The following is a 15851-nucleotide window of genomic DNA, read 5'->3' on the forward strand; positions in this document are numbered from 1 at the left end:
CCGCCTGGCGGCCGTGCAGCAATTTTATCGGCGGCCCTGACGCCAGCCGGCGTCACTCCAGCGTATACCCGACCCGCAGGCCGCCCCAGTGCTTGCGGCCGACGAAGATCGGTGCAGACAGGTCGAACATGATCTGGCCGGTATCGCGGCGATAGACCTGCAAACGATAAGGGTCGGTGTGCGCGCCCACGCTGCGGCCGACGCGGTCGGTGAACTTGCGCTTGGTGCGGTTGCCGACCAGATCGCGCTTGGCATCGCCGGTGAGCGGCTGGGTGAAGCGTAGATTGTGGGTGGGCACATAGCCGTCGGGATTGGCGCAGATGGCGAACACGATCCACGCATGCGCCTCCAGCAGCGGCTCCTGCAGCGGGGGCAGCACCTGATCGCAGACCGCGTCGAAGTCGGTACTGAACTTGGGCGGCTCCACCCCGGCAATCGGCGTGTAGGTGCGCGCGAACAACGCCGCTTCGTCGATCTGCCCGCGCGCGATGGCCTGCGCCAGTGCGGTGCCGATCTTGCCCGCCGTAGCGACGGCAAGTTCCTTGACGCGCGCGTGCCTGGGCACCTGCAGTGGATCGGGCGGCAGGCGGAACAGGCCTACGCAGTCGCGCAGCGTTTCGGTGCCGCGCTCCAGCGCCTCGCTGCGTTCGGCCACGTGCGCGGCATGCTGCAGGTTGCTGCGCCCCAGCGCCACCACACCATCCACCGCACGCTCGATGCCGCGAATTTCGCCATCCTGCGCCTGGATGCGCCCGGCTACCGTGGTCATCGCGCTACTGGCCTGCCCAAGCACGCGGGTGATGCCATCGAGCACCGCCTCGGTGCCACGCGCGGAGGCCGCGCCCTCGCCCACCGCAGCACTGGTCTCGGCCAGGATCGCGCGCACATCGCGCGCCGCCGCCGCGGCACGTTCGGCCAGACGGCGGATCTCGGTGGCGACCACCGCAAAGCCGCGCCCGGCGTCGCCGGCGTGCGCCGCTTCGATGCTGGCGTTGATCGACAGGATATTGGTCTGGAACGCCACCGAGTCGATGACTTCGATGACCTCGCCGGCACGTGCGGCGCGACGCTCCACCTCGTGCATGGCCTGGCCCAGGGCGTGTGCCGCGGCCACGCCCTGGCGCGCGCTGTCATCGGCGCTGGCGGCCAGCGCGATCACCTGTGCCAGTTCGGCATTGACGTCCTGCAGGCTCGACGACAGCCGCTCCACGGCCGTGCGGGCGCCGTCCAGCGCTTCGGTCTGCGCCTGCGATTGACGCACCATCTCGTCGTTTTCGGCCACCAATGGCGGCACTTCGGCGGCGATCTGCACCGACAGCGCGACCGCCTGGCGGATCGCTTCGGCCAGATTGCCGAAGCCGGCCTGCAGCCGGCGGCCCATCTCGTTGTCCGCCAGGCCCGGCGGGAGCAGCAGTTCCAGCTCGCAGCCGGCCAGCGCCTGCGCAGTGCGCTCCAGCACGGTGCGGTCTTCGTGCTCGGCCTGTAGCCGTGCCACCAGAGGCTGCAGCAGCGGCGAGATCGGCACCGGGCGACTACCGTCGGCCAGCCGTGTGGCTTCGCGCAACAGGATTGCGGTTTCGACGTGCGGCAACGACAGCATCCAGCCTCCGTGCTCGCGGTCGCGGATGTAACGCACGCGCCGGGCCGGGTCGTCGCCCGGTGCGGCCCACACCCCTTCGTCGCCGACCAGGTCGGTGACGCTCAATCCCCACAGCACGGAGGCCGGCAAGCCTTCCAGTTCGCTGGCGGTCTTGCCCAGCACGTCCAGGCCGGCGCGATTGCAGGCCACCACATGCGCCTCGACCGAGAGCCGCAACAAGGCAACCGGCGCGTCGGGGAGCAGGGCCGCACGCGTGTGCGACGGCAGGTCAGGCGAGTGCATCGAGCTCATGGGGATTCCTAATCCATCGGTGTGGTTAGCGGCGCGCGGCAGGCAGAGTTGAGCCGCACTCATCCGTGGCGGTTGGCTCAGTAACCGGCCGCCTGCCCGTCCTTGCGGCTTTCCGACGCGCCGTAATACACGCCATTGCCCGGGTCGCGGGCGATCGCCTGATAGCCGCCATACGGGCCGTCGGCAAAGATCACCCGATGGCCTTTGCGCATCAGCGCACGAATGGTGTCGTAGGAGAAGCCGGTCTCCAGATTGAGCTCGCCGCCGTCACTCATGGCGGTGGCCTGGCCGGTCGGCTCGGTGGAGCCTTCATGCTGGATGCGCGGCGCGTCGCCGGCTTCCTGCAGATTCATATGGAAATCCACCAGGTTCATCACGATCTGCACATGCCCCTGCGGCTGCATCGCCCCGCCCATCACCCCGAAGCTCAGCCACGGCTTGCCGTCCTTGGTGACGAAGGCCGGGATGATGGTCTGGAACGGCCGCTTGCCCGGCGCGTAGCCGTTGGGGTGGTCCTTCTTCAGCACGAACATCTCGCCACGGTCCTGCAGGATGAAGCCCAGCCCCGGCGGCGCCATACCGCTGCCCATGCCGCGGTAGTTGGACTGGATCAACGACACCATCATGCCGTCGGCATCGGCCACGGTCATGTAGATGGTGTCGCCTTCTTCCAGCTGCTTGGGCGTGCCCGGCTGCACCTCCTTGAGCGCCTTGTCCATGGAGATCAGCGCGCGACGCTGGGCGGCGTAGTCCTTGGAGACCAGCCTGGCCAGCGGCGCGCGCTGGAAGGCCGGGTCGGCATAGAAACGCGCGCGGTCGGCGAAGGCCAGCTTCTTGGCCTCGGTGAACAGGTGCACGTGCTCGGCCGAGCCGAACGGGATCTTGGAGAAGTCGTAGCCTTCCAGGATGTTGAGCATCTGCAGCGCGGCGATGCCCTGGCTGTTGGGCGGCAGCTCCCACACGTCGTAACCGCGGTAATTCGTGCTGACCGGCTCCACCCATTCGCCCTGATGGCTGGCCATGTCCGCATAGCTCAGGTAGCCGCCATTGGCCTTGAAATAGGCGCCAATGGTGCGGGCGATATCGCCCTTGTAGAACGCATCGCGGCCGCCGTCGGCGATCTGCTGCAAGGTGTTGGCCAGGTTCGGGTTCTTCCACAGCTCGCCCTTGCGCGGGGCATGGCCGTCGATGGTGAACTGCTCCTTGAAGCCGGGGTACTGCGACAGCCGCGGCACCGAGCGGTCCCAGTAATAGGCGATGGTTTCGGCCACCGGATGGCCTTCGCGCGCGTAGCGGATCGCCGGGGCCAGGTTCTGCGCCATCGGCTTGCGGCCAAAGCGCTCGTGCAGCGCGAACCAGCCATCCACCGCGCCCGGCACCGACACCGGCAACGGGCCGGTCGGCGGAATGTCCTTCAGCCCGCGGCGCTGGAACTCGGCCAGGGTCAGCGACCTGGGCGAACGGCCTGAGCCGTTGTACCCATAGAGTTTGTTGGTCTTGGGATCCCAGACGATGGCGAACAGATCCCCGCCCACCCCATTGCCGGTCGGCTCCATCAGGCCCAGCGCGGCATTGGCGGCAATCGCCGCATCCACAGCCGAGCCGCCGTTCTTCATCACATCCAGCGCGATCTGGGTGGCCAGCGGTTGCGACGTCGCCGCCATCGCATGCGGGGCGATCACTTCGGAGCGGGTAGCGAAGCCCTGCCCGGTGATCCGGTCGGCGGCACCGAGAGACGGCGCCAGCAGCGTCAGAGCAGACACAAGTAAGACGGGTACGCGACGCATGATCCAGAGCTCCCCACGACACAACGAATGAAGGACCAACCATACCAGCGGCCTTGGTCGCAGCGCTCGATCCCAGCCGCACTGCAGCGATAAAACCGCGCAGTTGGTGACGCACATCGGCGATGTCGGCAAGTCGTCGATCCGGTTTCATGGGAAACCATGCTGCTGTCATGAGGCTTCGCGCTCGGTAAACGGCACCGATCCAGCTGTTTCACCCGCAAGGGTTGACACCCTACCGGCAGCGATGGTTATCTCAATACATGCCGCAACGCACCGCCACCACGAACGCCCTCCTGACCGCGCCCTTCGGCGCGACGGCAGCGTCGCTTCTCGTGCTCGTACTTATTACCTCGCCAACCGGTGCGGGACGCGGCTTCGTGTAGGTAACAGACACACAAGGCTTCGATCAGACCCCGCACCGGCAACGGCGCGGGGTTTCGCGTTTCAGGGACCCCCAAAAGTTTCGAATGACATGAACGACACCACCGACATCGCCGCAGCCCCTTCCATCAGTGCCAGCAACTGCGCTGCCGCAAGCCTCCGCGTGCACGGTGTTCTCGCTCATCCCCGCTTTGTTCGGCCAACCAGCCTCTGCGCTGCCAGCTGATCCCTTTCCCACTGCCAACCCCGCAAGGACTACTTCATGAGCAACGACACCCAACCGAAAATCGCGATCATCGGCTACGGCAGCCAGGGCCGCGCGCATGCGCTGAACCTGCGCGATTCCGGCTTCGACGTCACCGTCGGCCTGCGTCCCGGCGGCCCCACCGAATCCAAGGCCCAGGCCGACGGCTTCACCGTCGTGGCGCCGGCCGAGGCGGTGAAGAGTGCCGATCTGGTCGCGATCCTGACCCCGGACATGGTGCAGAAGAAGCTCTACGAAGAGGTCATTGCCCCGAACATGAAGCAAGGCGCCTGCCTGCTGTTCGCGCATGGCCTGAACGTGCATTTCGACATGATCACCCCGCGCGCCGACCTGGACGTGGTGCTGGTGGCGCCCAAGGGCCCGGGCGCATTGGTGCGTCGCGAATATGAAATCGGCCGCGGCGTGCCCTGCATCTATGCGGTGTACCAGGACACCAGCGGCAAGGCCGAGCAGTTCGCGCTGACCTATGCCGGCGGCCTGGGCGGCGCGCGCGCCAACATCATCAAGACCACCTTCAAGGAAGAAACCGAAACCGATCTGTTCGGCGAGCAGGCCGTGCTGTGCGGTGGCGCCTCGTCGCTGGTGCAGGCCGGGTTCGAAGTTTTGGTGGAAGCCGGCTATCAGCCGGAGATCGCGTACTACGAAGTGCTGCACGAACTGAAGTTGATCGTGGACCTGTTTTACGAAGGCGGCATCACACGCATGCTGGAATTCGTGTCCGAAACCGCGCAATACGGCGACTATGTCAGCGGCCCGCGCGTGATCGACGCCAGCACCAAGGCACGCATGAAGGACGTGCTGACCGACATCCAGAACGGCACCTTCACCAAGAACTGGGTGGCCGAATACGAAGCCGGCCTGCCGAACTACACCAAGTTCAAGCAGGCCGATCTGGAACACCCGATCGAAGAAGTGGGCAAGAAACTGCGCGCCAAGATGGTGTGGCTCAACGGCGAACAGCAAGCCGCTGCCGCACCAGCAAATCAGCAAGCGGCATAACGCCGCCGCATCCCCCACCGTTTAACACCGAAGGTCCGCAACGCATGAACACCTCCGCACACAGCACGCCCCGCAACGGCGCGCGCTGGCTGACGCAGGCCCTGGAAGCCGAGGGCGTGGAAACGCTGTTCGGTTATCCGGGCGGCACCATCATGCCGTTCTACGACGCCCTGGTGGATTCCAGGCTCAAGCACATCCTGGTCCGTCACGAACAGGGCGCCGCCCTTGCCGCCAACGGATATGCCCGTGCCAGCGGCAAGGTCGGCGTGTGCGTGGCCACCTCCGGCCCGGGCGCGTCCAATCTGGTCACCGGCATTGCGGACGCAATGCTCGATTCGGTGCCGATGGTGTGCCTGACCGGTCAGGTCGCCACGCCGCTGCTGGGCACCGATGCCTTCCAGGAACTGGACGTGTTCGGCATGACCATGCCGATCGTCAAGCACAGCTTTCTGGTGCGCAGCGTGGACCAGTTCCCGGAGATCGTGCGCGAGGCGTTTCGCATCGCGCGCGAAGGCCGCCCGGGCCCGGTGTTGATCGACTTGCCCAAGGACGTGCAGATCGCCGATGCCTCGCATCTGCCAGCGCATGTGCCGGCGGCGGTGCTGCCGCCACCGGCACCGGCGGACGCGAAGCTGGCCGAAGCGTTGGCCGCCATCGCCAGCGCCGAGCGCCCTGTGGTGTATGGCGGAGGCGGGATTGCACTGGCCGGTGCGGTGGAGGCGTTCCGGCGCTTTGTCGAAGCCACCGGCATCCCGACCGCGCTGACTTTGCGCGGCCTGGGTGCATTGCCGCATGCGCATCCGGATTACCTGGGCATGCTGGGCATGCACGGCACCCGTGCGGCCAATATGGCGATCCAGGAATGCGATCTATTGGTGGTGGTCGGCGCGCGCTTCGACGATCGTGCCACCGGCAAGTTGAGCGAATTTGCACCGTTCGCACGCGTCATCCATCTGGATGCCGATGCGTATGAAATCTCCAAGCTGCGCACGGCCGACATCGCCGTGCCCGGCGATGTGGCGACTAGCCTCAAGGCCTTGAGCGCAGCACGCGGCAACTGCCAGGCATGGCGTACGCGCTGCTTTGCCAATCGCGAAAAATTCGCTGCGCGCTACGACGCGCCCGGTACCGATATCTACGCACCGGCGCTGCTGAAGCGACTGAGCGAAGTGGCTCCGGCCGACACCATCATCGCCTGCGATGTGGGCCAGCATCAGATGTGGGTGGCCCAGCATTGCCGCTTCAACGATCCACGCAATCACCTCACCAGCGGCGCACTCGGCACCATGGGCTTCGGCCTGCCGGCGGCGATGGGCGCGCAGTTCGCCTGCCCGGACCGCACCGTGGTGCTGGTCTCCGGCGACGGCAGTTTCATGATGAACGTGCAGGAGCTGGTGACCATCGCGCGCTGCAAGCTGCCGGTGAAGATCGTGCTGCTGGACAACAGCTCGCTGGGCATGGTGCGCCAGTGGCAGGAGCTGTTCTTTGCCGAGCGCTACAGCGAGATCGATCTGTCCGACAACCCGGATTTTGCCGCGCTGGCGCAGGTGTTCGGCATCCCGGCCAAGCGCATCATCGCGCGCGGCGACGTGGACGCGGCGCTGGCCGAGCTGTTGGCACAACCCGGCCCCGGCCTGCTGCACGTTGCCATCGACGCACGCGCCAACGTATGGCCACTGGTGCCGCCCAACAACGCCAACAGCACCATGCTGGACAGCAATCCTGCACACGCGGCCAAGGAGACGACACATGCGTTACCGGCTTGACCTGGTGCTGAAGCCGGCAGAAGGCGCATTGGTGCGGGTGATCGGCATGACCGAGCGCCGCGGGTTCCGCCCGTGTGCCATCCAGGGCGCCGCCGCGCCGGACGATGCCGGGCGCTGGCACCTGCAGTTGGACGTGGACAGCAGCCGGCCGCCGGAAACACTGCGGCTGCAGCTGGAAAAAGTGTACGACTGCGAATCAGTGGTGATCACGGCGCTGGAATCGATCGAGGCCGCCGCATGACCACGCAGACCTGGGCCACGCAGACCTCGCGCGACCACCAGACCGCCGTCCGGAGGTGTCTTCTTCCGGATCGGCCGCGCGCGTGCCGCAATGCCTGATTCCGGCCGCCCCGCTTCGCAGGAACCAGACGTAGGCGACGTGGCCGTCAGCGTGGCCGACGTGCTAGCCGCGCAGGCGCGTCTGCGCAAGTACCTGTCGCCCACGCCGCTGCACTATGCCGAGCGTTTCGGTGTGTGGTTGAAGCTGGAAAACCTGCAGCGCACCGGCTCCTACAAGGTGCGCGGCGCATTGAACGCGTTGCTGGCGGGGCTGGAACGCGGCGACGAGCGTCCGGTGATCTGCGCATCGGCCGGCAACCATGCGCAAGGCGTGGCATGGTCGGCATACAGGCTGGGCGTGCAGGCGATTACGGTGATGCCTTACGGCGCGCCGCAGACCAAGATCGCCGGTGTTGCGCACTGGGGCGCCACCGTCCGCCAGCATGGCAACAGTTACGACGAAGCGTTTGCGTTCGCACGCGAGCTGGCCGACCAGAACGGCTACCGTTTTCTGTCCGCCTTCGACGACCCGGATGTGATCGCCGGGCAAGGCACGGTCGGCATCGAACTGGCCGCGCATGCGCCGGACGTGGTGATCGTGCCGATCGGCGGCGGCGGGCTGGCCTCCGGGGTGGCGCTGGCGCTGAAATCGCAAGGCGTGCGCATCGTCGGCGCGCAGGTGGAGGGTGTCGATTCGATGGCCCGCGCCGTACGCGGCGATCTGCGCGAAATCGCTCCCGTCCCCACCCTGGCCGACGGCGTGAAGGTCAAGATTCCCGGCTTTTTGACCCGCCGTTTATGCGCGAGCCTGCTCGACGATGTGGTGATCGTGCGCGAAGCCGAATTGCGTGAAACCCTGGTACGCCTGGCGCTGGAAGAGCACGTCATCGCCGAGGGCGCCGGTGCGCTGGCACTGGCCGCCGGTCGCCGTGTTGCAGGCAAACGCAAATGTGCGGTGGTCTCTGGCGGTAATATCGACGCAACGGTTCTGGCCACACTCTTGTCCGAGGTGCGGCCGCGTCCGCCACGCAAACCGCGGCGTCGCAATACCGAACGACTCCGCAACGAACGCAGCGTCAAGCCTACACCCCAAACACCCGCTCTTTCCCGCCCATCCGCAGTCGCTTCAACGCCTGTCACCGCCATCGCCGTAGAGGAGTCTTCCTGGTGAACACGACCGTATCCAACCAGACCCCGCGTATCCGAATTTTCGACACCACCCTGCGCGACGGCGAGCAATCCCCCGGCTGCAGCATGACGCCCCAGCAGAAGCTGGTCATGGCGCGCGCGCTGGACGAGCTCGGCGTGGACATCATCGAAACCGGCTTTCCGGCCAGTTCGCATTCGGACCGCGAAGCTGTGGCGATGATCGGCCGCGAGCTGCGTCGTCCCACCCTGGCGGTGCTGTCGCGCTGCCTGCAGGCGGATATCGAAACCTCGGCAAAGGCGCTGGAAGCTGCAGCCAACCCGCGCCTGCATGTGTTCCTGTCCACCAGCCCGCTGCACCGCGAGCACAAGTTGCGCATGAGCCGCGAACAGGTGCTGGAATCGGTGCACAAGCATGTGACGCTGGCGCGCGGCTATATCGACGATGTCGAGTTCTCCGCCGAAGACGCCACCCGCACCGAAGAGGATTTCCTGGCCGAGGTAGCACGCGTGGCGATCGCCGCCGGGGCCACCACGATCAATCTGCCGGACACGGTGGGCTTCACCACGCCGGAAGAAATCCGTGGCATGTTCGCGCGGCTGATCGGCAGCGTGGAAGGCGCCGACAAGGTGATCTTCAGTGCGCACTGCCATAACGATCTGGGCCTGGCGGTGGCCAATTCGCTGGCAGCGATCGAAGGCGGCGCACGTCAGGTGGAATGCACCATCAACGGTATTGGCGAGCGTGCGGGCAACTGCGCACTGGAAGAAATCACCATGGCGCTGAAGGTGCGTGGTGCGTTCTACAACATCGATTCGTCGATCAATACTCCACGCATCGTCTCCACCTCGCAGTTGCTGCAGCGCCTGGTCGGCATGCCGGTGCAGCGCAACAAGGCGGTGGTGGGCGGCAATGCGTTCGCGCACGAATCGGGCATCCACCAGCACGGCATGCTGCGCCATCGCGGCACCTACGAAATCATGCGTCCGGAAGATGTGGGCTGGGAGTCCTCGCAGATGGTGCTGGGCCGCCACAGCGGCCGTGCAGCGGTCGAGCAGCGCCTGCGTGCCCTGGGATATCTGCTGGAAGAAGAAGAGGTCAAACTGGTCTTCGAGCAGTTCAAGGCATTGTGCGAAAAGCAGCGCGTGGTCACCGACGCGGACCTGCAGGCATTGATGCAGGACGCCACCGTGCAGGAAGGCTACCGCCTGGCCTCGATGACCATCAGCGATGTCGGCAGCCGTGCCAATGCGCTGGTGGAATTGTCCGACCCGGAAGGCAATCGCGTCGCCGAGACTGCGCAGGGCAACGGCCCGGTCGATGCCTTGTTCGGTGCGCTGGCCTCGGCCACCGGCGTGAAGCTCGAGCTGGACAGCTATCAGGTGCACAGCGTGGGCATCGGCGCAGATGCGCGCGGTGAAGCCAGCCTGAGCGTGCGCCACGACGGCGTGGAGTACGAAGGCACCGGCACCAGCAAGGACATCATCGAAGCCAGCGCACTGGCGTGGCTGGATGTGGCCAACCGCCTGTTGCGTCAGCGCGAACGCGGCGTGGTCGCCGGCAAGACGGCTGCGGTGGCGTAGCGCTGTCATCTGCTAAACGATGTAAATCTGACGGCCGGCGGAGTGATCTGCTGGCCGTCTTGGTTTTTGGTGGTTGGTGATTTGAACGTTTTCTAAGAATGCATTGCTTGCCGATCAGCAGCCGCGAAGAGTGGGAGCGCGGCGCCACATCGACCAATCCCACGCACGACGTCTGCCGGTTTCGCGCAAACGCCTCGATCACTGAGGGCGCTTGCACGCGTACCGGCGTGGGACACGCCGCAAGTACGTCCCTGTAGGCTCTTACGCGGCATCCATGCCGCGTAAGGTCCCACGCCGGTACGCGCGCAAGCACCTCCGAATAGTGTTGGTGGCTGAAGGAGAAGAGTTACTTGATTGATTGATCATGCTTTGGAGCGCGACCTTCGCTGGCGGAATCATGGCAAAGCAATAGACGAAAAACTGCATCGACTACCGACTACCGACTGCGGAATCTGCAAGCATCACGCCTACCAAAAGGCATTGCTTGCCGATCAGCAGCCGCGAAGAGTGGGAGCGCGGTGTCGCGTCCGGGGGCGGGACCGTGTGGCGGCATGGATGCCGCCACCGAGCCTCCACGACGGATTCACGGCGTGTCCCGACACCGGATGCGGCGCCGCGCTGCCGACCAACTCCGCATACCGACCAACCTCGTGCACGACATCTAGCGTTCCATGCGAGTGCTCCGGTCTCCTGCAGGCGCTTGCACGCGTACCAGCGTGGGACACACCGCAAGTACGTCACTGTAGGCTCTGGCGCGGCATCCGTGCCGCTCAAGGCACGCGCGCAAGCACCACCAGTTGCTGTCGGCTGCTGAGGACACGGATGCAGCATCGCGCTACCGACCACTCCTGCGCACCACAACGCTTCAGGAATGCGAGTGCTTTTACAGCGAGGCCACCACTGCATCACCCATTTCCACCGTGCCGACCTTGGTCGTGCCTTCCGACCAGATGTCGGCGGTGCGCAGGCCCTGGTCGAGTACCTTGCCGACCGCTTGCTCGATCGCATCCGCCGCAGCCGATTGCGCAAACGTATAGCGCAGCATCATTGCCACCGACAGGATGGTGGCCAGCGGATTGGCGATGCCCTTGCCTGCGATATCCGGCGCCGAGCCATGACATGGCTCGTACATGCCCTTGCTGTTGGCATCCAGCGAGGCCGAGGGCAGCATGCCGATCGAGCCGGTGAGCATCGACGCCTGGTCGGACAGGATGTCGCCGAACATGTTGTCGGTCACGATCACATCGAACTGCTTGGGCGCGCGCACCAACTGCATCGCCGCGTTGTCCACGTACATATGCGACAACGCAATGTCCGGATAGTCCTTTGCCACCTCTTCGACGACTGCGCGCCACAGCTGGCTCGATGCCAGTACGTTGGCCTTGTCGACCGAGCACAGCTTCTTGCTGCGCAGGCGTGCCATCTCGAAGCCGGCCTTGGCGATGCGGCGGATCTCGCTTTCACTGTAGGGCAGCGTGTCGTAGGCCTGACGCTCGCCATTTTCCAGCGTGCGCGTGCCGCGCGGCTGACCGAAATAAATGCCGCCGGTGAGCTCGCGCAGGATCAATAGATCCAGCCCGGACACTACCTCAGGCTTGAGCGTGGAGGCCTCGGCCAGCTGCGGATACAGCAGCGCCGGGCGCAGGTTGGCGAACAACCCAAGCTGCGAGCGGATCTTGAGCAGGCCCCGCTCCGGGCGCAACGAAGGGTCGATGGTGTCCCATTGCGGCCCACCGACGGCGCCCAGCAGCACCGCGTCGGCAGCGCGCGCGCGCTCCAGCGTTTCGTCGGCCAGCGGGCTGCCGTACTTGTCGTAGGCCGCGCCACCCAGTTCGTCGTACACCAGGCTGAAACCCAAACCATGCTGCGCATCGATACGCGCCAGCACCTTGACCGCTTCGGCCATGATCTCCGGGCCAATCCCGTCGCCGGGAAGAATCAGAATCTGCTTGCTCATGCAATCCTCGTCAGTGAAATCAAACACAGCGCAGCACGTACTGACGCAACCGGGTCGTTGGTACGTGCCGGCGGAATTACTGCAGCGCGCCGAACAGCCACGGCTGGCGAGCGCGATGGTATTGCTCGAAACGGCCGATCGCATCGGCCTCCTGCAAGGTCAGGCCGATGTCGTCCAGCCCGTTGAGCAGGCAGTGCTTGCGGAATGCATCGATGTCGAATGGGTACTCCACGCCATCGGGGCGGCGCACGCGCTGTGCGGCCAGATCCACGGTGAGTTGATAGCCCTCGTTGGCCAGGCATTGCTCGAACAAAGCGTCCACTTCCGCTTCGGCCAGCACGATCGGCAGCAAGCCGTTCTTGAAGCTGTTGTTGAAGAAGATGTCGGCAAAGCTGGGCGCGATCACCGTGCGGAAGCCGTATTCGTCCAGCGCCCACGGCGCGTGCTCGCGCGAGGAACCGCAGCCGAAGTTCTCGCGCGCCAGCAGCACGCTGGCGCCCTGATAGCGCGGAAAATTGAGCACGAACTCCGGATTGAGCGGGCGCTGGCTGTTGTCGCGGCCGGGCTCGCCGATGTCCAGATAGCGCCATTCGTCGAACAGGTTCGGCCCGAAACCGGTGCGCTTGATCGACTTGAGGAATTGCTTGGGAATGATCTGGTCGGTATCGACATTGGCGCGATCCAGCGGCGCCACCAGTCCGGTGTGTTGGGTGAAAGGGGTCATTGGGAGAGGCCGGGAATGGGGAATGGGGAATGGGGAGTAGGGAATGGGCAGAGCGGGAAGCAGGACTTTGCGATTCCCTATTCCCGATTCTCGATTCCCTGGAGGTCACGCACGTCGACGAAGTGCCCACTCACCGCCGCCGCTGCGGCCATCGCCGGGCTGACCAGATGGGTGCGGCCGCCGGCGCCCTGGCGGCCTTCGAAGTTGCGGTTGGAGGTGGAGGCACAATGCTCGCCGCTGCCCAGCTTGTCCGGGTTCATCGCCAGACACATCGAGCAACCCGGCTCGCGCCATTCGAAGCCGGCGTCCAGAAACACCTTGTCCAGGCCTTCAGCCTCGGCCTGCGCTTTCACCAGACCGGAGCCCGGCACTACCAGCGCCTGCTTGATGGTGGAGGCGACCTTGCGGCCCTTCGCAACCGCAGCGGCCGCGCGTAGATCTTCGATGCGCGAGTTGGTGCACGAGCCGATGAACACGCGGTCCAGGCGGATCTCGGTGATCGGCTGATTGGCCTTCAGCCCCATGTACTTCAGCGCGCGCTCGATCGAGTCGCGCTTGGTCGGATCCTGTTCGGTTGCCGGGTCCGGCACCTGCTGATCCACCGCCAGCACCATTTCCGGCGAGGTGCCCCAGCTCACTTGTGGCTTGATGTCCTCGGCACGCAGTTCCACCACGGTGTCGAAGTGCGCGCCCGGGTCGGAGACCAGCGTCTTCCACAGCGCCACGGCAGCGTCCCAATCCGCACCCTTGGGCGCGAACGGGCGGCCTTGGACGTACGCGATGGTCTTGTCGTCCACTGCCACCATGCCCACGCGCGCACCGGCTTCGATGGACATGTTGCAGATGGTCATGCGCCCTTCCATCGACAGCGCGGCAATCGCGCTGCCGGCAAATTCCAGCGCATGCCCGTTGCCGCCAGCGGTGCCGATCCTGCCGATTACCGCCAGCACGATGTCCTTGGCAGTCACGCCAAACGGCAGCGTGCCTTCGACACGCACCTGCATGTTCTTCATCTTTTTGGCGATCAGGCATTGCGTGGCCAGCACATGCTCGACCTCGGAGGTGCCGATGCCGTGCGCCAGCGCGCCGAACGCGCCATGCGTGGAGGTGTGCGAATCGCCGCAGACCACGGTCATGCCCGGCAAGGTGGCGCCCTGCTCCGGGCCGACCACATGCACGATGCCCTGGCGCGCGTCGTTCATCTTGAACTCGAGGATGCCGAAGTCGTCGCAGTTCTCGTCCAGGGTCTGCACCTGCAGGCGCGAGACTTCGTCGGCGATCGACTCCAGGCCGCCCTGCCGCTCGGCACGCGTGGTCGGCACGTTGTGGTCGGGCGTGGCGATGTTGGCATCGATGCGCCACGGCTTGCGCCCGGCCAGGCGCAGGCCTTCGAACGCCTGCGGCGAGGTCACTTCATGCAGGATGTGGCGGTCGATGTAGATCAGCGACGAACCATCGTCGCGGCGCGTGACCTCGTGCAGGTCCCACAGCTTGTCGTACAGCGTCTTGGCAGTCATTGCGGCGATCCGGTTGGCGGATGGTGGGAGCCCCACCTGGCTGCATTCGATGCTAGGAGCTTGAATTGGATAACGCAAATTCATATTGTTTATTCAACAAATGAATTTCAGGAATGGCATGGATCTGGCGAGCCTCAGCGCCTTCGTGGCGATCGCCGACAGCGGCAGCTTTTCGGCGGCCGGTGAGGCGCTGCATCTGACCCAACCGGCGGTAAGCAAGCGTATTGCCTTGCTGGAGGGGCAACTATCCGCGCGGCTGTTCGATCGCCTGGGCCGCCAGGTGGTGCTGACCGAGGCCGGCCAGGCCTTGTTGCCGCGCGCCCAACGCATCCTTGCCGAGCTGGAAGACACGCGCCGCGTGCTGGAACACCTGGGCGCTTCGGTCGGCGGGCGCCTGAGCCTGGCCACCAGCCACCACGTTGGGCTGCATCGGCTGCCGGCGTTGCTGCGCCGCTTTGCCGCGCAACATCCGCAGGCCGCGCTGGATATCCAGTTTCTGGACTCGGAACTGGCCTATGCGGCGGTGCTGCGTGGCGAGGTGGAACTGGCGGTGACCACCCTGGCACCGGAGACGCGTGCGCCGCTGCGCGCGCAGCCGATCTGGCACGACCGCCTGCAGTTCGTGGTGGCGCCGGATCATCCATTGGCCGCCCTGCGTGAGGTGGCGCTGGACGATGTGGTGGCGCATCCGGCGGTGCTGCCGGATCCGGGCACCTTCACCCACCGCATCGTGGCCGGGCTGTTCGCCGAGCGTGGCCTGGTGCCGCATCTGCGCATGACCACCAACTACCTGGAGACGATCAAGATGCTGGTGTCGGTGGGGCTGGCCTGGAGCGTGCTGCCGGAGCGCATGATCGACCATCAGATCGTGGCGCTGCCGCTGGCCGATGTAGCGCTATCGCGCGAGTTGGGATGCGTGACGCATGGCGGGCGCACCTTGTCGCGTGCCGCGCAAGCGTTCGTTGCGTTGTTGCATGCGCAACAAGAACAGCCCTAGGGAGCCTGCGAACAACTCAAGGCCCCCTGAGAGAACCTGCCATCTGGCCTAATCGCGACAATCGTCATTGATGAAAAAATTGAACACTTGCGAGCGACCCGGCCTGTCTTGGACGTCGATCGGCAGGCTATGAACGGCTTGTTCAGAGCTTCCCTGGAGCGTCCAAGACAACCTCACGTACGTTTTTTGCAGCTCAGTCGTTGCGCGGCAATAGCCCGGCCTTTTGGTACCACCGCACACAAGCACTTTGCAAGGCGGCAAGAGCAATGCATACCACAACACCTAGCGCGCCATGCCAGAAAAGCATGCCAACGCAGAGCGGAATCACGCCGAACCAGCAACAGAGCTTGTAAGGCAGTGGCAACAACCTGTAACGCTCGCCCTTGTCCGGGCTACGGCGAAAATCCATCTCGTTGATCGCTGCGTCTAGCCCAAGCAGTGCAAGGTAAGCAAGCAACACCCATATCAGCAACATAAGCACCTGCGCCCCACGATTCGATACAACACCACGTGCTTGAAACACGCCACCTGGGTCACTTATCGCGTCTGCACGGCACC

General features: G+C 65.2%; 12 protein-coding genes. 6 read left to right on the top strand and 6 right to left on the bottom strand.

Annotated elements, in window-relative coordinates:
* Nucleotides 1–52: 52 nt before the first annotated feature.
* Together FHY19_RS05745 and ggt are read right to left on the bottom strand one after the other, a co-directional pair.
* Entirely contained in the window at nucleotides 53–1891 is a 1839-nt protein-coding gene (locus tag FHY19_RS05745) for a methyl-accepting chemotaxis protein (protein ID WP_259162834.1), read from the bottom strand.
* 77 nt (nucleotides 1892–1968) lie between these two features.
* Nucleotides 1969–3678, bottom strand: coding sequence for a gamma-glutamyltransferase (gene ggt, locus FHY19_RS05750; RefSeq protein ID WP_259162837.1), 1710 nt, complete (start codon nucleotides 3676–3678; stop codon nucleotides 1969–1971).
* Between the two features lie 643 nt (nucleotides 3679–4321).
* Between ggt and ilvC the strand changes: the two genes are divergently transcribed.
* The 5 genes from ilvC to FHY19_RS05775 all read left to right on the top strand — a co-directional run bounded on the left by ilvC (nucleotide 4322) and on the right by FHY19_RS05775 (nucleotide 10098).
* Nucleotides 4322–5323, top strand: coding sequence for a ketol-acid reductoisomerase (gene ilvC, locus FHY19_RS05755; protein WP_046964004.1), 1002 nt, complete (start codon nucleotides 4322–4324; stop codon nucleotides 5321–5323).
* Between the two features lie 44 nt (nucleotides 5324–5367).
* Complete coding sequence (gene ilvG / locus FHY19_RS05760; protein WP_259162847.1) at nucleotides 5368–7089, top strand: acetolactate synthase 2 catalytic subunit; 1722 nt, start codon at nucleotides 5368–5370, stop codon at nucleotides 7087–7089.
* Complete coding sequence (locus FHY19_RS05765) at nucleotides 7073–7330, top strand: ACT domain-containing protein (protein ID WP_259156369.1); 258 nt, start codon at nucleotides 7073–7075, stop codon at nucleotides 7328–7330. The genes ilvG and FHY19_RS05765 overlap by 17 nt, the downstream gene beginning before the upstream one ends.
* 90 nt (nucleotides 7331–7420) lie before the next feature.
* Nucleotides 7421–8539: a threonine dehydratase gene (locus FHY19_RS05770; protein ID WP_276580707.1), complete on the top strand. Its 1119-nt coding sequence runs from the start codon at nucleotides 7421–7423 to the stop codon at nucleotides 8537–8539.
* Nucleotides 8536–10098, top strand: a complete 1563-nt coding sequence (locus FHY19_RS05775; RefSeq protein ID WP_259162855.1) for a 2-isopropylmalate synthase — start codon at nucleotides 8536–8538, stop codon at nucleotides 10096–10098. Before FHY19_RS05770 ends, FHY19_RS05775 begins: the two co-directional genes overlap by 4 nt.
* 883 nt (nucleotides 10099–10981) lie before the next feature.
* Here FHY19_RS05775 and leuB read toward each other — a convergent pair.
* The 3 genes from leuB to leuC form a co-directional block, all read right to left on the bottom strand.
* Nucleotides 10982–12055, bottom strand: coding sequence for a 3-isopropylmalate dehydrogenase (gene leuB / locus FHY19_RS05780; RefSeq protein WP_259162860.1), 1074 nt, complete (start codon nucleotides 12053–12055; stop codon nucleotides 10982–10984).
* 76 nt (nucleotides 12056–12131) lie between these two features.
* The gene (gene leuD, locus FHY19_RS05785) at nucleotides 12132–12779 is read right to left on the bottom strand and encodes a 3-isopropylmalate dehydratase small subunit (protein ID WP_259162865.1); all 648 of its coding nucleotides are present in this window, start codon (nucleotides 12777–12779) and stop codon (nucleotides 12132–12134) included.
* Nucleotides 12780–12856: 77 nt separating this feature from the next.
* Nucleotides 12857–14296, bottom strand: coding sequence for a 3-isopropylmalate dehydratase large subunit (gene leuC / locus FHY19_RS05790; protein ID WP_259162872.1), 1440 nt, complete (start codon nucleotides 14294–14296; stop codon nucleotides 12857–12859).
* Between the two features lie 118 nt (nucleotides 14297–14414).
* Here leuC and FHY19_RS05795 point away from each other — a divergent pair, with 118 nt between their 5' ends.
* Nucleotides 14415–15293: a LysR family transcriptional regulator gene (locus FHY19_RS05795; protein WP_259156387.1), complete on the top strand. Its 879-nt coding sequence runs from the start codon at nucleotides 14415–14417 to the stop codon at nucleotides 15291–15293.
* A 193-nt stretch (nucleotides 15294–15486) separates the two neighbouring features.
* Here the strand turns inward: FHY19_RS05795 and FHY19_RS05800 are convergent, their stop codons facing one another.
* Entirely contained in the window at nucleotides 15487–15768 is a 282-nt protein-coding gene (locus FHY19_RS05800; RefSeq protein ID WP_259162874.1) for a hypothetical protein, read from the bottom strand.
* Nucleotides 15769–15851 lie beyond the last annotated feature (83 nt).

The organism is Xanthomonas sp. 4461 (assembly GCF_024806475.1).
In the GTDB taxonomy this organism is placed as follows: Bacteria; Pseudomonadota; Gammaproteobacteria; order Xanthomonadales; family Xanthomonadaceae; genus Xanthomonas; species Xanthomonas arboricola_F.